The sequence below is a fragment of the Massilia sp. UYP32 genome, from assembly GCF_050434365.1.
Lineage (GTDB): Bacteria > Pseudomonadota > Gammaproteobacteria > Burkholderiales > Burkholderiaceae_D > Telluria > Telluria timonae.
On sequence record NZ_JBNDIK010000009.1, the window covers coordinates 75847 to 98668 of the forward strand.

A 22822-nucleotide genomic window follows, 5' to 3' on the forward strand; every position below is an offset into this window, starting at 1 on the left:
ATCCCAAGACTCTAGCGCGCGGACCCCTGCCGGCTTTGCGGGCGGACAAGCAGACACGGGCCTTGCGGACGAAGATTCGCTCTCTTTCTTAAGGCATAATTCGCCCCGCCAATAACCCCGCCAATAAAACTGTGAGGAAGCAATGAAAGCCGTACGCTGCACCGCTTGGGGACCACCAGACAGCCTGGTGCTGGAAGACTTGCCGGAACCGGTCGCCGGCCCGGGCGACGTCGTGGTGGACGTGAAGGCGGCCGGCGTCAACTTCCCCGACGTGCTGACGGTCCAGGGCAAATACCAGGTGCGTCCTCCCCTTCCCTTCACGCCGGGCAACGAGTTCGCGGGCGTGGTGCGCGCCGTCGGGGCCGACGTCCGCGGCTTCGTCCCCGGCCAGCGCGTGATCGGTTTCACCCGCACCGGCGCCTTCGCCGAGCAGGCCGTGGCCCCGGGCAGCGCCTTCCTCCCGATGCCGGACGACATGGACTTCGACGTCGCCGCCGCGATCACGCTCACCTACGGCACCTCGTACCACGCGGTCGCCGACCGCGCTGCCTTGCAGCCGGGCGAAACGATGCTGGTGCTGGGCGCGGCCGGCGGCGTGGGCCTGGCGGCGATCGAGATCGGCAAGGCCCTCGGCGCGCGCGTGATCGCGGCCGCGTCCAGCGACGAGAAGCTGGCGGCGTGCAAGGTGCACGGCGCCGACGTGCTGATCAATTATGAAACCGCGGACTTGCGCGAAGCGCTGCGCGCCGCCACCGATGGCCGCGGCCCGGACGTCATCTACGATCCGGTCGGCGGCAAGTACAGCGAACCGGCGCTGCGCTCGATCGCCTGGCGCGGGCGCCACCTGGCGGTGGGCTTCGCGGCCGGCGAGATCCCGCGCCTGCCGTGGAACCTGATGCTGCTGAAAGGGGCGTCGGTGGTGGGCGTGTTCTGGGGCGACTTCACGCGCAAGGAACAGGATGCGCACCTGGCGGCGATGGAGCGCATCACCGGCTGGATCGCGCAAGGGAAACTGCGGCCGCTGGTGTCGCGGCGCTATGCGCTGGCCGACACCGCGCAGGCCTTGAACGACATGGCGGCGCGCAAGGTCATCGGCAAGGTGATCATCGTGCCCTGACGCCGCTCAGGCCGCGCTCATGCCGCGCTCTGGTCCGCCTCTTCGACCGGCCGGAAGAACTGGATCACCTCTTCCTGCACCCGGGTGCGCTTGAACGACGGCAGGCTCTGCCAGATGCGGCGGCCATACGGCTTGGTGATGATGCGCGGATCGCAGATCATCAGCACGCCGCGGTCGTCGACGTCGCGGATCAGGCGTCCGGCGCCCTGCTTCAGGGTGATGATCGCCTCGGGCAGCTGGTGGTGCATGAAGCCGTTCATGCCCTGCTTTTCCATCACCTCGATGCGCGCGGCCAGCACCGGATCGTCGGGCGGCGCGAACGGCAGCTTGTCGATGATCACCAGCGACAGCGCATCGCCGCGCACGTCGACGCCTTCCCAGAAGCTCTGGCTGCCGACCAGCACCGCATTGCCCGCATTGCGGAAGGAATCGAGCAGTTCGGTACGGCCGCGCTCGCCCTGCACGAACAGCGGGAAATCCCAGCCGCGTTCGGCGAACTCGGCGCGCAGGCGCTCGGCCACCTTGTTGACGGCGCGGATCGTCGTGCACAGGAAGAAGGTGCGGCCGCCGGCGGCCTCGATCACCGGCAAGGCGGCATCGACCACCGCGTCGGTGTACACGGCCGCCTGCGGCTCGGGCAGGCCGGTCGGCACGTACAGGATGCCCTGGTTCTGGTAGTCGAACGGGCTGGGCCAGGTCTTGGCCGGCTCGCCGGTCAGTCCCAGCTGGTCTGAGAAATGCTTGAAGTCGTTCTTCACCGCCAGCGTGGCCGAGGTGAAGATCCAGCTGCGCGGCGTGCCCTCTCTCTGGCTGGCGAAGATCGGCGCGATCGACAGCGGCGTCTTGTGCAGTTGCAGCGAAGACGAGAAGGCCTCGGCCCACAGCACCGCCTGCTCGTTGGCCGGCGCCTTGTGGTCCGGCTTCCAGGCCTCGAAGGCGGCGGCCAGCTCGTGCGCACGCACGCGGCAGGCTTCGATGGTTTCGGCGCGCGCGGAATTTTCCTCCAGCACCGTGATCATGCCGGCGATTTCTTCTTTGAGCTTTTCAAGTGCCGGGAAGAACTGGGAGGTCGGCATGATCTGCGGCAGCGACAGGCGCAAGTTGCCGTCGCCGAAGGACAGGCGCAGGTCGCGCGCGGCCTTCTCGACCACGGTCACCACCTTGGCCCAGTCCGGGCCGCCGCGCGCATGGGCCAGGCCTTCGGCCAGCACGTCGCGGCACAGTTCCAGCACTTGCGAGGTCGAGACCGACTGGCCGAAGAACAGGGTCGCGACGTCGGGCAGCTGGTGCGCCTCGTCGAAGATGATGGTATTGGCCGACGGCAGCAGCTCGGCCACGCCGGTATCCTTCAGCGCCACGTCGGCGAAGAACAGGTGGTGGTTGACCACCACGACATCGGCCTGCTGCGCTTCCCTGCGCGCCTTCATCACGAAGCAATCCTGGTAGTACTGGCATTCGGCGCCCATGCAGGTGTCGCGCGTGGAGGTGACCAGGTTCCAGACGGTGGCGGTCTCGGGCACCTTGGCCAGCTCGGCCTTGTCGCCCGAGCTCGTCATCTTGATGAAGCGCGAGATCTCGCGCAGGTGGCCGACGTCGTCGCGCGAGGTCAGGCGCCCGTTCTGCAGGGTGCGCTCGAGGTGGAAATGGCAGACGTAGTTCGAGCGGCCCTTGAGCAGGGCGACCGAGACCGGCGCGCGCAAGGCGGCGCGCACGGTCGGGATATCGCGCAGGAACAATTGATCTTGCAAGTTCTTGGTGCCGGTCGAGACGATGGTCTTGCCGCCCCACAGCAGCGCCGGCACCAGGTAGGCGAAGGTCTTGCCGGTGCCCGTGCCGGCCTCGGCCATGAGCACTTGCTGGTCGGCGATGGCCTGGGCCACGGCCTTGGCCATTTCGGTCTGCGACTGGCGCGGCTTGAAAGTGCCGACGGCCGGCGCGAGCGGGCCGCCGGCGCCGAACAGGCGATCGACGTCGGCGTCGTACTTGCCGGCGGGAGCCTGGGATTCCGGGATTGCGGGAGCAATGGTCTCCACCGCATCCGAAGAAGCAGAAAGTTGGTCGGTCAAAATACGTGGTTTCGTTGGGCCTGGGAATGAATCAGGCGGGGATATCGGGTACCAGCTGCATCTTCAGCAGCGTAATATGATCTTTGAGCTGCAGTTTACGCTTCTTGAGGCGGCGCAGCTGTAACTGGTCGGCATGACCGTCCGCCGTCAACAGGGAGATGACGGCGTCGAGGTCGCGGTGCTCCACATCGAGTTCGATAATACGGCGCTGGATGTCCTGTACGTCAGTCATGTTGGATGCAGTTACGGGAAAGAATGGCGAAAAGCGCCGGCCAGGGCGGGCGCTGCGGGTCTTGCCATGTTGTTGCTACAAGATTAACTTGCGCGCTGGTGGCTTATCAGTGCATAGTTTAATCGAGGCGGAGGTTGCCGCCAACAAAGATTGGCGTTCGCGTCCTGGAAAACACGGATTTATGACTTCTTACAAGATCGAAGCGGGCACCGCGCAACACATCGGAAACCGCCCCCAGCAGAACGACCGCGCCGCCCTGTTCACCGGCGCCCGCGCCCCCGGCTACGTGCTCGCGGTGCTGTCGGACGGGGTCGCCAGCCCGGCCGGGGCCGACCAGGTGCTGCACACGGCGCGCCAGGTTTTCGACCAATTCAAGCCCGGCGACCGTCCCGGCATCGAGCGCCTGGCCCAGCTGCTGCACGAGATGATCAGCGAGACCCATACGGTGATCAAGATGAATGCCGTGGCCACGCAGGCCGAGATCCACGCCAGCTTCGTCGGCCTGGTGATCAGCCCGCACGGCGAGGCGGTCTGGGCCCACGTGGGCGATTCGCGTCTCTACCGCTTCGAGCACGGCAAGTGCGCGGGGCGCACGGGCGACGCCGCCTACGTCGAGCACCTGGTCGGCAGCGACCGCCTGCCGCCGGACGCGGCGCGCAACCACCGCCGCTCCAAGCTCTTGCTCAATGTATTGGGAAACAGCCGCAAGGAACCCTTCGTCACGACCGGCAGCCATACCGGCCTGGCGGCGGGCGACAGCTTCCTGCTGTGCTCGGACGGCCTGTGGCATTTCTTCACCGACGCCGAGCTGGCGGCCGTGACCGCCAGGACGACGCCGCGCCAGGCCTCCGAAATGCTCATCAACAAAGCCACCGAGCGCTCGCAAGGCAAAGGCGGCAATTGCACCATGGCCATCGTGAAGCTGGTCAAGCCGGCCCAGGACGGGTCGTTCGCCGGTCAGCGCTAGTTCGTTGGCGCCGGCTGATTGCCGCCCGTCCGCTTGGCTTCCTCGGCCGCGCGCTGGGCCGCCTTGGCTTCGCGCTCGGCTACGCGGCGCGCCACTTCCTTCTGGCGTTCTTCCGACTTGCGACGGCGCTCTTCATAGGCCGCGACATTGGCCGCGCGCTCCGCGGCTTCCTTCTCGGCGTTCGCCGCGCTTTCCTGGGCCCGCTGCTGGTTGCGCACCACGCGCGATTCGCCCGGCTTGGTGCGTGGCGGCGGCAGCGCCGCGGCGGCCGAATCCTTCACCGGCGCCGGATCGGCGGCCAGCCTGGCTTCTTGTTCCGCATAGGCGGCATCGGCTTCGGCGATCGCCTTGTCACGCTCCTCGACCTTGAGGCGGCGCAGGTAGTGCGAGGCCTCGATCTCGATCGCGCGCTGCGTCACCAGGGCCGCGCGCCGCACTTCGCGGGCTTCGTCCAGGCAGCGGTTGACGAAGAATTTGTCGTAGCAAACCACTTCGCGCTCGGCAAAACGGGCCTCGATCGCGGCGCGCTCGGCCGCGACCGCGGCCAGGCGCTGTTCGGCCTGTTCGGGCGACGTGGTGGGCGCCGGCGGTGTCTCCTGCTGCGCCTGCTCGGTGCTCGAGCAAGCCGCCAGCAGCACGGCGAGTGCGGCGACTGCAGCAGCGCGCAGCATCGGTTGTCTTTTCATGGTGTTCCTTTCGATCATGCAATAGCATCGGCCGCGCCGCGCCGTTCGGCCAGCAGGTACTCGCGCGACTGCATCTCGATGATACGCGATACAGTCCGGTGGAATTCGTTCGCCAGCTGGCCCGTGGTGTACAGCTCTTCCGGTTCGACCGCGGCCGACATGATCAGCTTGACCTTGTGGTCGTAGAACACGTCGATCAGCCAGGTGAAACGGCGCGCCTCGGACGACTGCGCCGCCGACATCGCCGGGATGCCGGACAGGATCACGGTATGGAACTGGCTGGCCAGTTCCAGGTAGTCGTTCTGCGAGCGCGGACCGCCGCACAGGGTGGCGAAGTCGAACCAGATCACGCCGCCGGCGCGGCGCAGCGCGCGGATCTCGCGCTTTTCGATGGTCACCACCGGCGCTTCGTCGGCGGTGTCGGCCACCCTGGCGTAGGCGTCGCGCAGCGCCTTGTCCGACGCCGCGTCGAGCGGCATGTAATAGGCCTCCACCTGCTCCAGCGCGCGCTTGCGGTAGTCGTTGCCGGCATCGACGTTCAGGACGTCGAGTTTCTCTTGCAGCAGCGCGATGGTGGGCAGCATGCGGTCGCGGTGCAGGCCGTCCGGATACAGGGTCGACGGCTCGTAATTGGAAGTCATCACGAAGCTCACGCCGTTGTCGAACAGGGCCTTGAGCAGGTTGTACAGGATCATCGCGTCGGCGATGTCCGAAACGTGGAATTCGTCGAAGCAGATCAGGCGATATTTCCTGGCGATGCGCTTGGCCACTTCGTCGAGCGGATCGGCCACGCCCTTCAGCTCATCCAGCTGGCCGTGCACGGCGCGCATGAACTCGTGGAAGTGCAGGCGCGTCTTGCGCACCACCGGCACCACCAGATAGAACGAATCCATCAGGAAGGATTTGCCGCGCCCCACCCCGCCCCACATGTACACGCCCCTGGGCACGTCGGGCCGGTTGATCAGGCGCTTGAAAGCGGACGACCGCTGGGCCTTGTAGTGGACCCAGTCGTCGTACGCCTGTTGCAGGCGGTCCACCGCCATCTGTTGCGCCGGGTCTGACTTGAAGCCGCGCTCGTTCAGCGCGTGCTGGTAATACTCTTGGACATTCATGATCGAACCATCAAACGATGTGGGGTGGACGGCACGGCCGTCCACCCCACATTTTCTCTTGAGCCTTGCTAAAGGCCAGGATTTAGAAGTTCAGCGAACGCTTGTCGACCGCCAGCGCGGCTTCCTTGGTCGCTTCCGACAGCGACGGGTGCGCGTGGCAGATGCGGGCGATGTCTTCCGACGACGCCTTGAACTCCATCGCGACCACGGCTTCCGAGATCAGCTCGGAGGCCATCGGGCCGACGATGTGCACGCCCAGGATTTCATCGGTGGTGGCATCGGCCAGGAACTTGACCATGCCCGAGGTGTCGCCCAGCGCGCGCGCACGGCCGTTGGCCATGAACGGGAAGGTGCCGGCCTTGTACTGCACGCCTTCTGCCTTCAGCTGCTGTTCGGTCTTGCCGACCCACGCGATTTCCGGCGAGGTGTAGATCACCCATGGAATCGTGTTGAAGTTGACGTGGCCATGCTGGCCGGCGATGCGCTCGGCAACCGCCACGCCCTCTTCCTCGGCCTTGTGCGCCAGCATCGGGCCGCGCACGACGTCGCCCACCGCCCACACGCCCGGCAGGCTGGTGCGGCATTCGTCGTCGACCACCACGAAGCCGCGCTCATCGAGCTGCAGGCCCACGGTCTCGATGCCGAGGCCGTTGGTGTTCGGCACACGGCCGATCGAGATGATCAGGCGGTCGAAGGTCGCTTTCTGCTCCGCGCCGGTGCTGTCGGCGTATTCCACGGTGACGTCGTTGGCGCCCTTGGTGATCGCGCCGATCTTGCAGCCCAGGTTGATCTTCAGGCCCTGCTTGGTGAACAGCTTGTGCGCTTCCTTGGCGATCTGCTCGTCGACCGCGCCCAGGAAGGTCGGCAGGCCTTCCAGCACCGTGACGTCGGCGCCGACACGGCGCCACACGCTGCCCATTTCCAGGCCGATGACGCCGGCGCCGATCACGCCGAGCTTGCCCGGCACGGCGTCGATCGCCAGGGCGCCGGTGTTCGACAGGATCAGTTTCTCGTCGAATTCCGCGCCCGGCAGCTGGCGTGCGTTCGAACCGGTCGCGACGACCACGTTCTTGGCGCTGATGGTGTCGGTGGTCGGGCCGCTGACGTTGATGGTGTAGCCAGCATCGCCTTCCGCCTTGCCGGCGAAGGCGCCGCGGCCGTGGAAGAAGGTGACCTTGTTCTTCTTGAACAGGAACAGGATGCCGTCGTTGTTCTGCTTGACGATGGTGTCCTTGCGCTTGAGCATGGTGCCCAGGTCGAGCTCGAGGCCCGAGACCTTGATGCCGTGGTCGGCGAAGGCGTGGCCGGCGTGCTCGAAATGTTCCGACGATTGCAGCAGCGCCTTCGACGGGATGCAGCCGACGTTGGTGCAGGTGCCGCCCGGGGCAGGCTTGCCGGCGGCGTTGCTCCACTCGTCGATGCAGGCGGTCTTGAAGCCCAGCTGGGCTGCGCGGATGGCGGCGATGTAGCCGCCAGGACCGCCGCCGATCACGACGACGTCAAATTGTTTATCGCTCATTACTTTGATTCCTTTTTATTCTTCCGGAATGAATACCCACAGCAGCAGGTATATCAGGATGCCGAAGCCGAACGTCAGGACGAACAGCACGAAGATCAGGCGCCAGACCCACGATTCGAGACCGTAGGTACGCGCCAGGCCGCCGCACACGCCGCCCAGCCAGCGGTCGAGCCGCGAGCGGCGCAGGCCGCTCAGCAGGTCGTCGCGGTGCTGGTCGAAGGAGATCCGCTCGGTGGCCGGCGGTTCCTTATTGAGGCTCACGGTCGACGCACCCGACAGGATGCGCGCCTTGGCCTGCTCGAATTCGGCATCCGACAGCGCGCCGGCCTGGTGCAGCTCGTGCAAGCGCTTGATTTCGTCTGACAGCATCGCGTTCTCCGGCAAACAGCAAGCCGGCGCCGCCATGGCGGCGCCGGCACGTGACGAGAATTACAGGTCCAGCAGCAGGCGGGCCGGATCTTCCAGCGCGTCCTTCATCGCGACCAGGCCCAGCACGGCTTCGCGGCCGTCGATGATACGGTGGTCGTACGACATTGCCAGGTAGTTCATCGGACGGATGACGATCTGGCCGTTCTCGACGACGGCGCGGTCCTTGGTCGCGTGCACGCCCAGGATCGCCGACTGCGGTGGGTTGATGATCGGGGTCGACAGCATCGAGCCGAACACGCCGCCGTTCGAGATCGAGAAGGTGCCGCCCGACAGGTCGTCCAGGGTCAGCTTGCCGTCCTTGGCTTTCTGGCCGAACTCACCGATCTTCTTCTCGATTTCGGCGATCGACATCTGGTCGGCGTTGCGCAGGATCGGCACCACCAGGCCACGTGGCGAACCGACGGCGATGCCGATGTCGAAGTAGCCGTGGTAGATGATGTCGTTGCCGTCGACCGAGGCGTTCAGGATCGGGTACTTCTTCAGCGCGGCGACGGCGGCCTTGACGAAGAAGGACATGAAGCCCAGCTTGACGCCGTGTTCTTTCTCGAACTTGTCCTTGTACTTGTTACGCAGTTCCATGACCGGAGCCATGTTCACTTCGTTGAAGGTGGTCAGGATGGCGTTGGTCGACTGCGATTGCAGCAGGCGCTCGGCGATACGGGCGCGCAGGCGGCTCATCGGCACGCGCTCTTCCGGACGGTCGCCCAGGTTGGCTGGTGCAGGAGCAGCGACTTGCTGCAGGGCTGCCTTCGGCGCGGCGGCCGGTGCAGCGGCAGGTGCGGCGGCTGGCTTGCCGGCGACGGCGGCCAGGGCATCGCCCTTGGTCACGCGGCCATCGCGGCCCGAGCCTTCGACGTTCGAAGCGCTCATATTGTTGTCGGCCAGGATCTTGGCGGCGGCCGGCATGGCGACGCCGGCTTTCGACTGATCAGCGGCTGGCGCGGCGGCCGGCGCAGCGATCGGGGCGTTCGGCGCTGCCGATGGAACGGCCTTGACGGAGATCGGGCTGGTCTGCGCCGATGCTTCGGTATCGATGATCGCGATGACTTCGTTGGCGACGACGGTATCGCCGTCGGCTTTCAGCAGTTGCACGATCACGCCGGCGCTTGGCGCCGGCAGTTCCAGGACCACCTTGTCGGTCTCGATGTCGATCATGTTTTCGTCGCGCGAGACGGATTCGCCGACTTTCTTGTGCCACGACAGCAGGGTTGCTTCAGCAACGGATTCCGACAGAACAGGTACCTTGACTTCGATTTGTGCCATTTTTTAAAACTCCAGTAATTATTCTTTGCAAGTGCCCCCGCGCACGGGACGCGGGGGGCGTGGTTTTTACCTGATGTGACTAATTACTTAGTCAGGATGAAACCCTTGAGTTTCGAGAACGCGGTCTCCAGCAGTTCTTTTTGCTGTGCGATGTGCTTGTCCGCATAACCCACGGCCGGCGATGCCGACGCGGCGCGACCGGCGTACGCCAGGCGCTGGCCATCTTCCATGCCTTCGAAGATGTTGTGCTGGATCTGGAACCATGGACCCTGGTTCTGCGGCTCGTCCTGCGCCCACACCACTTCGGTCGCGTTCGGGAACTTCTTCAGTTCGGCGGCGAACGACTTGTGCGGGAACGGGTACATCTGCTCGATACGGATGATCGCGGTGTCGGCGCTGTTGCGCGTCTTGCGTGCATTGACCAGGTCGTAATAGACCTTGCCCGAGCACACGATCACTCGCTTGACCTTGCCTGCGTCGATCTTGTCGTCGCATTCGCCGATGACGGTCTGGAAACCGCCCTTGGTCAGGTCGGTCAGCGGCGAGCCGGCATCCTTGTTACGCAGCAGCGACTTCGGCGTGAAGATCACCAGCGGCTTGCGGAACTGGCGCACCATCTGGCGGCGCAGCAGGTGGAAGATCTGGGCGGCCGTGGTCGGCTGCACCACTTGCATATTGTTGTCGGCGCACAGTTGCAGGAAGCGCTCGATACGGGCCGACGAGTGCTCCGGACCCTGTCCTTCGTAGCCGTGCGGCAGCATCATGACCAGGCCCGAGGCGCGGCCCCACTTCACTTCGCCCGAGGCGATGAACTGGTCGATGACGACTTGCGCGCCGTTGACGAAGTCGCCGAACTGGGCTTCCCAGATCGTCAGGGTGTTCGGTTCGGCGGTCGAGAAGCCGTATTCGAAGCCCAGCACCGCTTCTTCGGACAGCACCGAGTCGATCACGGTGAAGTCGGCCTGGTTGTCGGAGATATTGGCCAGCGGCAGGTAGATGCCCTGGTCCCAGCGCTCGCGGTTCTGGTCGTGCAGCACGGCGTGGCGGTGCACGAAGGTGCCGCGGCCGGCGTCCTGGCCCGACAGGCGGATCGCATAGCCCGACGACAGCAGCGAGGCGAAGGCCAGGTGCTCGCCCATGCCCCAGTCGAGGTTCACTTCGCCGCGGCCCATGGCGGCGCGGTCGGCCAGCACTTTTTCGACCAGCGAGTGTGGCTTGAAACCTTCAGGGACCTTGGTGATGCGTTCGGCCAGGCGCTTCAGTTCGGTGACCGGCACGGCGGTGTCGGCGGCGTCGGTCCACTTCTTGTTCAGGAACGGCGCCCAGTCGACGGCGTACTTGCCCTTGAAGTTGGTCAGCACCGGATCGACCGTGTGCTTGCCGGCGTCCATGGCGTCGCGGTAGGCGGCGACCAGCTTGTCGCCGCCGTCGGCTTCGATGGTGCCCTGCGCGGCCAGCTTCTCGGCGTACAGCTTGCGGGTGCCCGGATGCTTGGCGATCTTCTTGTACATCAGCGGCTGGGTCAGCGCCGGGGTGTCCTGCTCGTTGTGGCCCAGTTTGCGGTAGCAGATGATGTCGACCACGACGTCCTTGCCGAACTCGGCGCGGTAGTCGAGGGCGATCTGGCTTGCAAGCACAACAGCTTCAGGATCGTCCGCATTGACGTGCAGCACCGGCGCTTCGATCATCTTGACGACGTCCGAGCAGTACAGGGTCGAGCGCGCGTCGCGTGGATCCGAGGTGGTGAAGCCGATCTGGTTGTTGATGACGATGTGCACGGTGCCGCCGGTGCCGTAGCCGCGGGTCTGCGCCAGGTTCAGGGTTTCCATGACCACGCCCTGGCCGGCGAACGCGGCGTCGCCGTGCACCAGGATCGGCAGCACTTCCTTGCCCTTCTTGTCGCCGCGACGCATCATGCGCGCCTTGACCGAGCCTTCGACGACCGGGTTGACGATCTCGAGGTGGGACGGGTTGAACGCCAGCGACAGGTGGACCGGGCCGCCCGGGGTCGAGATATCGCTCGAGAAGCCCTGGTGGTATTTCACGTCGCCTGCCGGCAGGTCGTCGGCGTGCTTGCCTTCGAATTCTTCGAACAGGTCGGCCGGGCTCTTGCCCAGGGTGTTGACCAGGACGTTCAGGCGGCCGCGGTGGGCCATGCCGATCACGATTTCCTGGATGCCTTTTTCACCGGCGCGCTGGATCACTTCGTCGATCGAGGCGATGAACGATTCGCCGCCTTCCAGCGAGAAGCGCTTGGCGCCGACGTACTTGGTGTGCAGGTAGCGTTCCAGGCCTTCGGCCGCGGTCAGGCGCTCGAGGATGTGCTTTTTCTTCTCGGCGCTGAAGGTCGGGGTCGAGCGGATCGATTCCAGGCGCTCCTGCAGCCAGCGCTTTTCGGTCGGATCGCTGATGTACATGAACTCGGCGCCGATCGAACGGGTGTACGTATCACGCAACATGTTCAGGATGTCGCGCAATGGCGCGGTTTCCTGACCGAAGTAGGTGTTGCTGATATTGAAAACGGTGTCGAGATCGGCTTCGGTGAAGCCGTAGAAGGCGGGGTCGAGCTCTGGGAGGGGTGGGCGTTCCTGGCGCTGCAGCGGGTCCAGGTTGGCCCAGCGCGAACCGAGGTAGCGGTAGGCGGCGGTGATCTGGGTGACGGCGACGCGTTTGCGGCCCAGTTCGGAGTCGGCCGAAGCGACGACGGTACGGATCGGGCCCTGCTTGGCGCGTTCCGCGAACGAGGCCACCACCGAGGAATGCACCACATCGGGGCGGTTCGAGCCGTCGACTGCCGGCACGTGTTGCATCTGGTCGAAGTAGGCGCGCCAGTTTTCGGGCACCGAGGTCGGATTATCCAGATAGGCCTCGTACAACTCTTCCACGTACGGGGCATTGCCGCCGAACAGGTAGGAGTTGGCGTTATATTGTTGCATCATTCTTGCTCACCTTTCTTTTCGCGCTTCGCGAGGTTTGGGCGGGTTGTTTAAAACCTTCCGCGACACGGCCTGACCGGTTAGCGGATTGCACTTCAAGACATCAAGTTGTGGGGGAAGGACTGTTCGGTACTAAAAAATACGTGTGCAAAATCCTGCCAATTTGCGCACATTATTGTAACGCATGATCTCGGCCAGGGCAGACTCCCTTCCAAGAAATTATTTATTACAAAATGTGTATTTCTGAGTCGCACTTTTGGAACGAATCCCGCATTGCGCTCATTGCTGAGTTGACCATGTAAATGATAATCGTTATCATTTAAAGATGCCTTCTTCCGCAACTCCTCTCAAGAATAAAGCCGAGCCGGCCATCAAGGCCGAGCCCGCGCCTGCCGGCGCCGCGGCTGGGACCGCCCTGCCCGGCGCTCGCCGCGCTATGTGGCTCAAGCAGTTGCATCAATGGCATTGGATCAGTTCGGCCATCTGCCTGATGGCCATGCTGCTGTTCAGTTTTACCGGGCTGACGCTGAACAACGCCACGCTGATCGAGGCCAAGCCCGTCGTCACGCGCCTGAAAGCCACCCTGCCCGAGCCGCTGCGCGTCCAGCTGCAGGCCTTTGCCGAAGACCACGTCGACGCCGAAGTGCCGCTGCCGAGCGAGATCGCGGACTGGACCAATGGCGCCTTCCCGGTCGACGTGCGCGGCAAGCGCGCCGAGTGGAGCGAGGAAGACGCGTATGTCGCCCTGCCCCGTCCCGGCGGCGACGCCTGGCTGCGCATCGCGGTCGACGGCAGCGCCGAGTTCGAAAAGACCGACCGCGGCTGGATCTCCTGGCTCAACGACATGCACAAGGGCCGCAACACGGGCGTGGTCTGGAGCTGGTTCATCGACCTCTTCGCCGTGGCCTGCGTGGTGTTCTGCATTACCGGTTTCCTGATCCTGAAGTATCACGCGGCCAAGCGGCCGTCGACCTGGCCGGTGGTCGGTTTCGGCATCGTGCTGCCGATCGTGCTGGCCCTCCTGTTCGTCCACTGATCCACCTACCGAGAGAAGACCAAGAATGAAACTGTCCCATTCGCTCGCCCTCACCCTCCCGCTCGCGTCCAGCTGGGCCATGGGCGCCGACCTGTCCGTCAAGTTCGACGTGCCGCAGCTGAACGTGGCCGAATATCACAAGCCCTATGTGGCGATCTGGATCGAGAATGCCGACCAGGGCATCGCCTCCAACCTGGCCGTGCTGTACGACGTCAAGATGAAGGACAAGGGCGGCGAGAAATGGGTCAAGGACTTGCGCACCTGGTGGCGCAAGGCGGGGCGCGACGCCGCCCTGCCGATCGACGGCGTCAGCGGCGCCACCCGCGCGCCCGGCACCCACACCATGAAGTTCGCCGGCGCCAGGTATGGCATCGACAAGCTGCCGCCCGGTGAATACAAGCTGGTGGTGGAAGCGGCGCGCGAGGCGGGCGGACGCGAAGTGGTCAAGGTGCCGTTCACCTGGGCCGGCAAGGGCAAGCTGGCGGCGAACGCGGCCGGCAAGGACGAACTGGGCGCCGTGTCGCTCCAGATCCAATAACGACAACCATCATCAGGAGAACCCCATGCAACAGAACACATTCTACAAAGCCGCCATCGTCGGCCTGATGCTCGCCGGCGCCTCGCTGAGCGCCCAGGCCCACCGCGCCTGGATCCTGCCGAATACCGCCATGGTCGATTCGAAGGAAGCCTGGGTCACGATCGACGCCGCGATCTCGAACGAGGTGTTCGAGTTCAACCACCACCCGCTGCGCCTGGACAACCTGGTGATCACCGATCCGGACGGCGTGCAGGCCAAGGCCGAAGGCGCCGTGGTCGGCAAGTACCGCAGCACGCTCGACCTGCGCCTGCCGAAGGACGGCACCTATCGCCTGTCGATCGTCAACAACAACGTGATGGGCAGCTACAAACTGAACGGCGAGACCAAGCGCTTCCGCGGCGCCGCCGGCAGCCCGGCGGTGGCGATTCCCGCCGGCGCCAGCGACGTGCAGACCACTGCCGTCCACTCGCGCAACGAAACCTTCGTCTCGGCCAACAAACTGAACGACACCGCCCTGAAGCCGACCGGCGAAGGCCTGGAAATGATCCCGCTGACCAATCCGTCCGACCTGCGCGTCGGCGAGCCGATCCGCGTGCGCTTCCACCTTGACGGCAAGCCGGTCGCCAACCTGCCGTTCAGCATCGTGCAAGGCACCGTCAAATACCGCGGCTCCTCGGGCGAGCAGCGCCTGAGCACCGACGCCAAGGGCGAAGCCTCGTTCACCGTGCCGGCGGCGAATATGTACTGGCTCAGCGCCGGCTTCCCGTTCGGCGAAGGAAAACCGCAGCCGGGCGCCAAGCGCTACAGCTACGCGGCCACGCTCGAAGTCCTGCCGCAATAAGCCGGATGCGCGAGGTTCTCGTTCCGCTGGAAGTCGACATGGCGCTGCCGCCCGGCGGCAGCACCCTGTACACGACGTCAGGCACGGCGATGGGCACCGGCTGGTCGGCGCGGCTGATGCTGCCGCCGGGCGCCGACGGCGCTGCCTTGACGCTCGCCCTGCAGCGTGAACTCGACGAGATCGTCGCGCAGATGAGTCATTGGGAGCCCGACTCCCTGCTGTCGCGCTATAACGCGGCGCCGGCCGGCAGCTGGCACGATCTGCCGCCGCAATTCTTCGACGTCGCCGACTACGCGCTGCGGGTGCATCAAGACAGCGGCGGCGCCTACGACCCAGCCGGCGGGCAGCTGGTGAACCTGTGGGGTTTCGGCGCCACCCGGCGCTACGACCAGGCCGGCTTCTACGCGCCGGATGCGGCCGCGATCGGCGCCGTGCTGGCGCAACGCGGCGCCAGTCAACCTGTGCTGGACCGGGCCACGCGCCGCCTGCTGCAGCCGGGCGGCGCCCTGCTCGATTTCTCTTCCGTCGCCAAGGGCTATGCGGTCGACTGCATGGCGCGCTGCCTGGAGCAGCGCAGCGTGCGCCACTACGTGGTCGAGGCCGGCGGCGAGCTGCGCGGCGCCGGCGCCAAGGCCAATGGCGAACCGTGGTGGGTGGAGATCGAAGGGGTTCCGGATGCCGATGGCGCCGGCGCCGGGGCCGTGGTCGCCCTGCATGGCCTGGCGATCGCCACCTCGGGCGACTACCGCCGCTACTTTCAGCACGGCGCCCGGCGCGCCGCGCACACCCTCGATCCGCGCAGCGGCTATCCGGTCGCCAATGGCGTCGCCTCGGTGACGGTGCTGGCGCCCACCTGCATGGCGGCCGATGCGCTGTCCACAGCGCTCACCGTGCTCGGCCCTGCAGACGGCCTGGCCTTCGCCGAGGCGCGCGGCATCGCGGCGCGCTTCCTGGTGCGCGCGCCTGGCGGCCTGCTCGAGACCACGTCCAGCGACTGGGGCGCCCTGCTGCAATGATGTTGACGATCGACCCCCTGCGCCTGGGCGGCGCGCTCGCGCTGTCCGGCGCCTATCTGGCGATGTGCCTCGGCATCTGGCGCAGCCGCCTGGCGCGCACCAGGCCTGCCGACGGCGCGGCCGACTGGCTCGTGGTCCACGCCAGCCAGACCGGCAGCGCCGAATTCCTGGCCGAGCGCACCGCCGCCACCCTGGCCCTGGGCGGCCTCGACGCGCGCGCCGTCTGCATGTCGACCCTGGACGGCGCGCAGCTGGCCGCCGCTTCGCGCGTGCTGTTCATCTGCAGCACCTATGGCGAAGGTGACGCACCCGATACGGCCGCGCGCTTCGCCGGCCACACGATGGGCGAAGCGCCTGACCTGTCGCGCCTGCACTACGGCGTGCTGGCGCTGGGCGATGCGACGTATGCCCATTACTGCGGCTTCGGCCGCGCACTGGATGCCTGGCTGCGCGAGCGCGGCGCTACCGCGCTGTTCGACCGGATCGACGTCGACCGCGGCGCGCCCGAGGCGCTGGCCACATGGCAGCACCACCTGAGCCATCTGGCCGGCACCAGCGATGCGCCCGACTGGGATGCGCCAGCCTATGGCGAATGGCGCATCGCCAGCCGCATCCAGCTGAACCCCGGCAGCGCCGGCGCGCCACTGTACCGCATCGCCCTGGCGCCGCGCGCCGGCGCGCTGCCCGCCTGGGAAGCCGGCGACCTGGCCCAGGTCAGCGCGCCGCTCGATCCAAGCCATCCGCGCGAATATTCGATCGCTTCGGTGCCGGCCGAAGGGAAGCTCGAACTGCTGGTGCGTCTGCAGACGCGCGACGACGGCACGCCCGGCGCGGCGTCCGGCTGGCTGTGCGTGTGCGCGGACCAGGACGACACGATCCGCCTGCGCGTGCGCGCCCATGCGCGCTTCCGGCTGGGCACGAATGCCGGGCGGCCCCTGATTGCGATCGGCAATGGCAGCGGCCTGGCGGGACTGCGGGCGCTACTCAAGGCGCGCATCGATACCGGCATGCATCGCAACTGGCTGCTGTTCGGCGAACGCAATGCGGCCCACGATTTCCTGTGCCGGGAGGAACTGGAAGCATGGCGCGATGGCGGCATGCTGGCGCGGCTCGACCTGGCGTTTTCACGCGACGAGGGCAAGGCGCGCTACGTGCAGCACCTGGTGGATGCGCACCAGGAAGAGCTGCGCCGCTGGGTCGCGGATGGCGCGGCGGTCTATGTCTGCGGCAGCCTGCAAGGCATGGCCGGCGGCGTGCACGATGCGCTCGTGTCAGCGCTCGGACTCGACACGGTCGACGCCATGGCAGCGGATGGCCGCTACCGGCGCGACGTCTACTAGACGTAAAACAGAACCGCCGGCAATGCCGGCGGATCGATCAAGCTGGCGCCTCAAGGCGGTCAGCGGTTGTCGTTCTTGTGGCTTTGACGGCCGGCCTGGGCATGCTGCTCGGACGAGCCGCCGCGTTGGCCGCTCTGCTGGTTGCTGCCCTGGTTGGCGCCACCCTGATTGCCGCTCTGCTTGTTGCCGTCGTTCTTGTGGCTCATCGAACCGGCCTCGCGTGCTTCCTGCGAATTGAACTCGTGCGCATTGCCCGATGCGTGCGCCGCGCGGCCGCCTTCGCTGGCGATTTCACGCTGGCGCTGTGGATCCATCGATGCGAAACCCTGGTTGCCGCTGCCGCCCTGGTTGCCCTGATTACCCTGGTTGCCGCTCTGCTGGCTACCTTGCTTGGTGAACTGGTTGTTACCTTGCGGGTTGTTGTTTTGCGACTTGTTTGCCATGATTGCCTCCTTACATGATGAAGAAAATGCCAGCAGTAAGCTGACTCGAAGGACCCCATGGTAGGCCTCCAATATCGGTCTGAACACCAAAATACGGCAGTCGGCTTGTAGGACCGGGCCTTGCCGGACTACCGGCATCGGCCGTCATCCTGAAAGAAAAATCTATTATGGATCGATCAATTTATAGAAGAATAATTATGAAAATAGAACTTGAACAGCATGAATTGGCTACTTTAGTCGGCTCGAATTTCCACGCCAACACATGAACATTGGCATCGGATATCTTTGTTCGGCGCCGTCCTGCTGGACATTCTGACAGTGGCGGGAGCGGAACTCTAGTCGCGGTTTTGAGGTCTGATGATACGTAAGCTGGCAAAGCGGATCACTATCAGAGTGCTCATCTATGGCGCGAAAACCAAGCGCAGCAAATGGGGACGTAGATGGGACGCCATACTTGCCTACTGCACTATACAAATGAGATGCGGCTCGCCACCGGTGCCTGTGCGGCACGATCGGCGCTACCCGTGGCGAATCTGGCGGCGACGTCAGATACTGCCACCGGCATGTTGCCGGTGGGAGGCGGGAAAGTAACGCCTGTCAGGTACGAATGCGGTCAGCAGGACGGTTCGGGGCAGGAAGAAGACGCTGAGCACATTTGCTCACGTCTTTGATAGCAGCGGGTGTTCTGTTGCTGCGGCAAAACGTCATGCAGCACTTCGGCGACTATGCGCAAGCCATCGAACTCGACCGCCTGGACGAGTTGTCGGCGTCCCTCGCGCGCCAGTATGGGCGGCGCGGCGACTGGATGTTCATTCCCGCCGCGGAGCGGCGCGCCCGGATATCGACCGAGCTTGCACGCCTGCAGGCCGTGCGCAGCGTGCCTCTGCCGCCAGTCGCACCGATCGCACCCGTAGCGCCGGCCGCACTCATCCTCCCCGCGATCCCCGACGCCATGCACGAGGCCTGTGCCGACAAGAACGATGGCAGCAGGCTGAGCATGACGCTGCGCCCCGGTGAAACGATGGCCGGCGTCTGCGAACGCGAAGACGGCAGGATGGTGTTTCAGTTGCGCAGCTATCGCCTCGACGACTGAACGGCGCCTGGCGCAGGCGATGTCGTGCTTGCGGTAGCATGTTCACCATGACACAGCCCATGCCAGACCATCAACCGTTCTTCGTCGACCTTCGCTGGCGCGATCAGCGCATCCAGCTGGAAGCGCAGTGGGTCGGCGCCCCCGCGTCGCCGGCCCCGACCGTCGTGTTCCTGCACGAAGGTCTCGGATCCGTCTCACACTGGAAGAACTTTCCCGATGAATTTTGCCGCGCACACGGGTTGCGCGGACTCGTGTTCTCGCGCTTCGGCTACGGCCGCTCGAGCGCCCGCACCGCCGCCCTGACGCCGGACTATTTGCACCAGCAGGCGCATGAAGTCCTGCCCGCGCTGCTTGCCCAACTGGGCATCGTGAAACCCTGGCTCTTCGGCCACAGCGACGGCGCCTCGATCGCCCTGCTGTACGCGGCGCGCCACAGCGCCGAGCTGAGCGGGCTGATCGTCGCCGCGCCCCATCTGTACGTCGAGGATTGCGCGCTGCAAGCCATCGCGGCGGCGCGCGACGCCTACCGCGACGGTTCGCTGCGCGCGCGGCTGGCGCCCTACCATGCCGACGTCGATGCGGCGTTCCGCGGGTGGAACGACATCTGGCTCGACCCCGCCTTCCGCGACTGGGACATCCGTGCGGACGTGGCGGCGATCACGGCCCCGCTGATGGCGATCCAGGGCGAGGACGACCCCTACGGCACGCTCGATCAGGTCTACACGATCGCGCGCCTCGTTCCGGATACGCGCCTGCTGGTCTTGCCCGGCTGCGGGCATTCCCCCCACCGCGAGCGCAGCGCAGAGGTCATTGCTGCCGGCGGCCAATTCATTTTCGGCGCCGGTACGACCGAGAACTTGAACACGGAACTATCATAAAGTTTGATATTACGGATCATTAAACATTATTAGAATAGATAAAGATTCCACGTTAATCTTCTTGCATACAAGTAGCAACACGACGAACATCGGCGATGTTGCACGGCAAGGAGACATGTGTGAGCAAGGCAAGTGAAAACTATGATTACCTGATCGTCGGCGGCGGCTCTGCCGGTTGCGTGCTGGCCAACCGCCTGTCCGAAGACCCCGCCGTGCGGGTCGCGCTGATCGAGGCCGGCAGCGACACCCCACCAGGCGCCGAGCCGGCCGAGATCCTCGACAGCTACCCGATGCCGCTGTTCTGCGGCGACCGCTTCATCTGGCCGGACCTCAAGGCGCGCGCCACCCCGACCTCGCCGCTGAAGACCTATGAGCAGGGCCGCGTGATGGGCGGCGGCTCCAGCATCAATGTCCAGGCGGCCAACCGCGGCCTGCCGCGCGACTACGACGGCTGGGCCAGCCAGGGCGCCGCGGGCTGGAGCTGGAACGAGGTGCTGCCTTACTTCCGCAAGCTCGAACGCGATCTCGATTTCGGCGCCTCGCCGCTGCACGGCGACCGCGGTCCGATTCCGATCCGCCGCATCGCCCGCGCCGACTGGCCGCGCTTCTGCCACGCGTTCGCCGGCGGCATGCAAGCCAACGGCCTCGCCTACATGGACGACCAGAACGCCGACTTTCGCGATGGGATGTTTCCGGCGGCGTTCTCGAACATCGACGACCGCCGCGTATCGAGCGCCGCCGGCTACCTGGACGCGGCGACGCGGGCGCGGCCGAACCTGCGCATCCATGCGGGCCTGAGGGTCGAGCGCGTCGTCATGGCCGGCCGCACGGCATGTGGCGTGCAGGCGCGCGACGGCGCCGGGCATCCATTACATATCGACGCGCGCGAGGTGATTCTGTGCGCGGGAGCGTTGCAGTCGCCCGCCCTGCTGCTGCACGCCGGCATCGGCGACGCCGCCGCCCTCGGCCGGCTCGGCATCGCGGTCGTGGCCAACCGACCCGGCGTCGGCCGCAACCTGCAAGACCACCCTTCGCTCACCTTCTGCCATTTCCTGGCGCCCGAATTCCGCATGCCGCTGGCGCGCCGCCGCGCCAGCATGACGGCGGCGCGCTTCTCCTCCGGGCTGGCCGGCTGCGACGCGTCCGACATGTATATGTCGAGCTCGACCCGCGCCGCCTGGCATGCGCTCGGCAACCGCCTCGGCCTGTTCTTCCTGTGGTGTAACCGGCCGTTCTCGCGCGGCCAGGTGCGCATCGCCTCGCCCGATCCGCTCGCGCCGCCCGAGATCGACCTCAACCTGCTGAGCGACGAACGCGACCTGCTGCGCATGGCGATCGGGGTGCGCAAACTGGCCGCGGTTGTCATGGGCAGCGAGCTGCACCACCACGCCGGCGACTTCTTCCCGGCCGCGTTCTCGCCGCGCGTCAAGGCGCTGAGCCGCGTGACGCCGGCCAACGCGCTGCTGACGAAGGCGCTGGGACTGGCGCTCGACACTCCGGCGCCGCTGCGGCGCTGGATCATCGAGCGTTTCGTGACCGGCGGCCAGCGCATGGGCGCGCTGCTGGCCGACGACGGGGCGCTGCATGCCTTCATCCGCAAGGCGGTGTTCGGCGTCTGGCATGCCAGCGGCACCTGCCGCATGGGCGCCGTCGACGACCCGGCCGCGGTGACCGACGCCGAAGGGCGCGTGCACGACGTGGCCGGCCTGCGCGTGGTCGACGCTTCACTGATGCCGAGCCTGCCTTCGGCGAACACCAATATCCCCACGATCATGATGGCCGAGAAAATCGCCGACGCCATTCGCGCACGAGGCCGGAGCGGCGACGCGCCGCGCGAACCGGCCCTGGCGGAGGCTTACTGAGGCCCGCAGCAGACGGCACGCACGCAGTCGAGACCACCACCACGGCGCCCCGAGGCGCCGGGACCATAACCATTCAACAGGAGACAACCATGGCGCTGGCATCATCCGATACTGTAATGACCGCAAAGGAGAACGACCGCAACACGTTCAGGGCCGTGGTGGCCTCGTGCGTCGGCTGGTCGCTCGACCTGTACGACCTGTTCATCCTGCTGTACGTGGCGCCGATCATCGGCCGCCTGTTCTTTCCTTCCGAGCACGCGATGCTGTCGCTGGCGGCGGTGTACGCCTCGTTCGGCGTCACCCTGCTGATGCGCCCGCTCGGCTCGGCGCTGTTCGGCTCCTACGCCGACCGCAAGGGCCGCAAGGCCGCCATGATCGCCTCGATGATCGGCGTCGGCGTGTCCACCGCCGCCTTCGGCCTGCTGCCGACGGTGGCCAGCATCGGCGTCATGGCGCCGGTGCTGTTCATCATCCTGCGCCTGGTCCAGGGCGTCTTCGTGGGCGGCGTGGTCGCATCGACCCACACCATCGGCACCGAATCGGTGTCGCCGCGCTGGCGCGGGGCGGTTTCGGGCCTGATCGGCGGCGGCGGCGCCGGCCTGGGCGCCCTGTTCGCGTCGTTCACGTTCTGGGTCCTGTCCTCGATCTTCCCGGGCGAGCAGTTCGACGAGTGGGGCTGGCGCTGGATGTTCTTCACCGGCATCATCAGCGCGGTGCTCGGCATCACCATCTTCGGCAAGCTCGAAGAGTCGCCGATGTTCAAGAAGCTGCAGGCGGAAAAGGCGCGCAACAAGGCCACCGCCGCGCCGACCGCCAACCCGATCCGCACCCTGTTCACCGGCAAGTACCGTAACGTCCTGCTGGTCAACCTGCTGCTGACCCTGGGCGGCGGCGCCGGCTACTACCTGACCTCGGGCTTCCTGCCGACTTTCCTGAAAGTGGTCAACGGCACGCCTTCCGAGACCGCCGGCTTCATCCTGATGCTGGCCAGCGTCGGCGTCATCATCGCGTCGATCGCTACCGGCCACATCAGTACCTTCATCGGCCGCAAGAAGACCTTCGTGTGGGTCGGCGTGCTGCGCCTGATCATGTTGCCCGCCATCGCGCTGCTGATGCCTGGCGTGACCGACACCTTCACGCTGGCCGTCTACGTCATCGTGTTCAGCATGCTCGGCAGCATGGGCTATGCGCCGATCCTGATCTTCCTGAACGAACGCTTCCCGACCGAGATCCGCGCCACCGGCACCGGCCTGTCTTGGAATATCGGCTTCGCCATCGGCGGCGTGCTGCCGACCTTCGTGTCGCTGGCCTCGCCCATGCCGTCCGACGTGCCGATGTCGCTGGCGCTGTTCCTTGCGGGTATCAGCGTGATCTTCCTGATCGGCGCCCTGATCGTTCCCGAAACCATCGGCAAGCTCGACGAACCTGCCGCCCCTGGAGCCTGACAG

At 65.9% G+C, this 22822-nt stretch carries 20 protein-coding genes; 11 read left to right on the top strand and 9 right to left on the bottom strand.

Translation table 11 applies throughout. The features are described from left to right. Positions 1-142: 142 nt before the first annotated feature. The gene (locus ABIB42_RS08885; RefSeq protein WP_313632758.1) at positions 143-1117 is read left to right on the top strand and encodes an NADPH:quinone oxidoreductase family protein; all 975 of its coding nucleotides are present in this window, start codon (positions 143-145) and stop codon (positions 1115-1117) included. Positions 1118-1134: 17 nt separating this feature from the next. Here ABIB42_RS08885 and ABIB42_RS08890 read toward each other — a convergent pair whose 3' ends face one another. Both ABIB42_RS08890 and ABIB42_RS08895 read right to left on the bottom strand, forming a co-directional pair. Then, entirely contained in the window at positions 1135-3183 is a 2049-nt protein-coding gene (locus tag ABIB42_RS08890; protein WP_370662486.1) for an ATP-dependent DNA helicase, read from the bottom strand. 31 nt (positions 3184-3214) lie between these two features. Next, positions 3215-3415, bottom strand: coding sequence for a YdcH family protein (locus ABIB42_RS08895; protein ID WP_005666222.1), 201 nt, complete (start codon positions 3413-3415; stop codon positions 3215-3217). Between the two features lie 181 nt (positions 3416-3596). On the opposite strand from ABIB42_RS08895, the gene ABIB42_RS08900 reads away from it, so the two are divergent. Next, a complete protein-coding gene (locus tag ABIB42_RS08900) occupies positions 3597-4382 on the top strand; it encodes a PP2C family protein-serine/threonine phosphatase (protein ID WP_313632760.1) in 786 nt (261 codons plus the stop codon). Here the strand turns inward: ABIB42_RS08900 and ABIB42_RS08905 are convergent. The 6 genes from ABIB42_RS08905 to ABIB42_RS08930 form a co-directional block, all read right to left on the bottom strand. Continuing rightward, entirely contained in the window at positions 4379-5068 is a 690-nt protein-coding gene (locus ABIB42_RS08905) for a hypothetical protein (RefSeq protein ID WP_313632762.1), read from the bottom strand. The genes ABIB42_RS08900 and ABIB42_RS08905 overlap by 4 nt on opposite strands. A 14-nt stretch (positions 5069-5082) precedes the next feature. Continuing rightward, positions 5083-6180, bottom strand: coding sequence for a cell division protein ZapE (gene zapE / locus ABIB42_RS08910; RefSeq protein WP_071361910.1), 1098 nt, complete (start codon positions 6178-6180; stop codon positions 5083-5085). Positions 6181-6262: 82 nt separating this feature from the next. Continuing rightward, complete coding sequence (gene lpdA, locus ABIB42_RS08915) at positions 6263-7699, bottom strand: dihydrolipoyl dehydrogenase (RefSeq protein ID WP_429248232.1); 1437 nt, start codon at positions 7697-7699, stop codon at positions 6263-6265. A 15-nt stretch (positions 7700-7714) separates the two neighbouring features. Then, on the bottom strand, positions 7715-8068 hold the full coding sequence (locus ABIB42_RS08920) for a PspC domain-containing protein (protein WP_005666215.1): 354 nt from the start codon (positions 8066-8068) through the stop codon (positions 7715-7717). A gap of 60 nt (positions 8069-8128) precedes the next feature. Beyond that, a complete protein-coding gene (gene odhB, locus ABIB42_RS08925) occupies positions 8129-9391 on the bottom strand; it encodes a 2-oxoglutarate dehydrogenase complex dihydrolipoyllysine-residue succinyltransferase (protein ID WP_005666213.1) in 1263 nt (420 codons plus the stop codon). A gap of 83 nt (positions 9392-9474) precedes the next feature. Next, positions 9475-12330: a 2-oxoglutarate dehydrogenase E1 component gene (locus ABIB42_RS08930; RefSeq protein ID WP_184239736.1), complete on the bottom strand. Its 2856-nt coding sequence runs from the start codon at positions 12328-12330 to the stop codon at positions 9475-9477. A 322-nt stretch (positions 12331-12652) separates the two neighbouring features. Here ABIB42_RS08930 and ABIB42_RS08935 point away from each other — a divergent pair, with 322 nt between their 5' ends. The 5 genes from ABIB42_RS08935 to ABIB42_RS08955 are packed head-to-tail and all read left to right on the top strand — an operon-like array spanning position 12653 to position 17098. Continuing rightward, positions 12653-13363, top strand: a complete 711-nt coding sequence (locus tag ABIB42_RS08935) for a PepSY-associated TM helix domain-containing protein (protein WP_273035484.1) — start codon at positions 12653-12655, stop codon at positions 13361-13363. Positions 13364-13388: 25 nt separating this feature from the next. Next, positions 13389-13901 (top strand): DUF2271 domain-containing protein, encoded by a 513-nt coding sequence (locus tag ABIB42_RS08940; protein WP_429248233.1) that lies wholly within the window; start codon positions 13389-13391, stop codon positions 13899-13901. A gap of 25 nt (positions 13902-13926) precedes the next feature. Continuing rightward, positions 13927-14742, top strand: coding sequence for a DUF4198 domain-containing protein (locus ABIB42_RS08945; RefSeq protein ID WP_429248234.1), 816 nt, complete (start codon positions 13927-13929; stop codon positions 14740-14742). Positions 14743-14747: 5 nt separating this feature from the next. Then, positions 14748-15758 carry an FAD:protein FMN transferase gene (locus tag ABIB42_RS08950; protein WP_429248235.1) on the top strand — a complete coding sequence of 337 codons (1011 nt, stop codon included), beginning with the start codon at positions 14748-14750 and terminating at the stop codon, positions 15756-15758. Continuing rightward, positions 15755-17098, top strand: a complete 1344-nt coding sequence (locus ABIB42_RS08955) for a sulfite reductase subunit alpha (protein WP_429248236.1) — start codon at positions 15755-15757, stop codon at positions 17096-17098. The genes ABIB42_RS08950 and ABIB42_RS08955 overlap by 4 nt, the downstream gene beginning before the upstream one ends. Positions 17099-17157: 59 nt before the next feature. On the opposite strand, the gene ABIB42_RS08960 is transcribed toward ABIB42_RS08955, so the two are convergent. After that, positions 17158-17541: a KGG domain-containing protein gene (locus ABIB42_RS08960; RefSeq protein WP_005666199.1), complete on the bottom strand. Its 384-nt coding sequence runs from the start codon at positions 17539-17541 to the stop codon at positions 17158-17160. Between the two features lie 688 nt (positions 17542-18229). Between ABIB42_RS08960 and ABIB42_RS08965 the strand changes: the two genes are divergently transcribed. The 4 genes from ABIB42_RS08965 (at position 18230) to ABIB42_RS08980 (ending at position 22819) form a co-directional block, all read left to right on the top strand. Further along, positions 18230-18634, top strand: coding sequence for a hypothetical protein (locus tag ABIB42_RS08965; RefSeq protein WP_312165222.1), 405 nt, complete (start codon positions 18230-18232; stop codon positions 18632-18634). A gap of 59 nt (positions 18635-18693) precedes the next feature. Next, positions 18694-19512: an alpha/beta fold hydrolase gene (locus ABIB42_RS08970; RefSeq protein WP_040776374.1), complete on the top strand. Its 819-nt coding sequence runs from the start codon at positions 18694-18696 to the stop codon at positions 19510-19512. Between the two features lie 95 nt (positions 19513-19607). After that, complete coding sequence (locus tag ABIB42_RS08975; RefSeq protein ID WP_429248237.1) at positions 19608-21374, top strand: GMC family oxidoreductase; 1767 nt, start codon at positions 19608-19610, stop codon at positions 21372-21374. Positions 21375-21463: 89 nt separating this feature from the next. Further along, positions 21464-22819 (top strand): MFS transporter, encoded by a 1356-nt coding sequence (locus ABIB42_RS08980; protein ID WP_005666189.1) that lies wholly within the window; start codon positions 21464-21466, stop codon positions 22817-22819. Positions 22820-22822 lie beyond the last annotated feature (3 nt).

What these genes read in the sequence shown, in the direction of transcription:
- ABIB42_RS08885 (WP_313632758.1), top strand. Translation starts at nt 143, where the DNA reads ATGAAAGCCGTACGCTGCACCGCTTGGGGACCACCAGACAGCCTGGTG.
- ABIB42_RS08895 (WP_005666222.1), bottom strand. Translation starts at nt 3,415, where the DNA reads ATGACTGACGTACAGGACATCCAGCGCCGTATTATCGAACTCGATGTG.
- ABIB42_RS08900 (WP_313632760.1), top strand. Translation starts at nt 3,597, where the DNA reads ATGACTTCTTACAAGATCGAAGCGGGCACCGCGCAACACATCGGAAAC.
- ABIB42_RS08905 (WP_313632762.1), bottom strand. Translation starts at nt 5,068, where the DNA reads ATGAAAAGACAACCGATGCTGCGCGCTGCTGCAGTCGCCGCACTCGCC.
- zapE (WP_071361910.1), bottom strand. Translation starts at nt 6,180, where the DNA reads ATGAATGTCCAAGAGTATTACCAGCACGCGCTGAACGAGCGCGGCTTC.
- lpdA (WP_429248232.1), bottom strand. Translation starts at nt 7,699, where the DNA reads ATGAGCGATAAACAATTTGACGTCGTCGTGATCGGCGGCGGTCCTGGC.
- ABIB42_RS08920 (WP_005666215.1), bottom strand. Translation starts at nt 8,068, where the DNA reads ATGCTGTCAGACGAAATCAAGCGCTTGCACGAGCTGCACCAGGCCGGC.
- odhB (WP_005666213.1), bottom strand. Translation starts at nt 9,391, where the DNA reads ATGGCACAAATCGAAGTCAAGGTACCTGTTCTGTCGGAATCCGTTGCT.
- ABIB42_RS08930 (WP_184239736.1), bottom strand. Translation starts at nt 12,330, where the DNA reads ATGATGCAACAATATAACGCCAACTCCTACCTGTTCGGCGGCAATGCC.
- ABIB42_RS08935 (WP_273035484.1), top strand. Translation starts at nt 12,653, where the DNA reads ATGCCTTCTTCCGCAACTCCTCTCAAGAATAAAGCCGAGCCGGCCATC.
- ABIB42_RS08940 (WP_429248233.1), top strand. Translation starts at nt 13,389, where the DNA reads ATGAAACTGTCCCATTCGCTCGCCCTCACCCTCCCGCTCGCGTCCAGC.
- ABIB42_RS08945 (WP_429248234.1), top strand. Translation starts at nt 13,927, where the DNA reads ATGCAACAGAACACATTCTACAAAGCCGCCATCGTCGGCCTGATGCTC.
- ABIB42_RS08950 (WP_429248235.1), top strand. Translation starts at nt 14,748, where the DNA reads ATGCGCGAGGTTCTCGTTCCGCTGGAAGTCGACATGGCGCTGCCGCCC.
- ABIB42_RS08955 (WP_429248236.1), top strand. Translation starts at nt 15,755, where the DNA reads ATGATGTTGACGATCGACCCCCTGCGCCTGGGCGGCGCGCTCGCGCTG.
- ABIB42_RS08960 (WP_005666199.1), bottom strand. Translation starts at nt 17,541, where the DNA reads ATGGCAAACAAGTCGCAAAACAACAACCCGCAAGGTAACAACCAGTTC.
- ABIB42_RS08970 (WP_040776374.1), top strand. Translation starts at nt 18,694, where the DNA reads ATGCCAGACCATCAACCGTTCTTCGTCGACCTTCGCTGGCGCGATCAG.
- ABIB42_RS08975 (WP_429248237.1), top strand. Translation starts at nt 19,608, where the DNA reads ATGTTGCACGGCAAGGAGACATGTGTGAGCAAGGCAAGTGAAAACTAT.
- ABIB42_RS08980 (WP_005666189.1), top strand. Translation starts at nt 21,464, where the DNA reads ATGGCGCTGGCATCATCCGATACTGTAATGACCGCAAAGGAGAACGAC.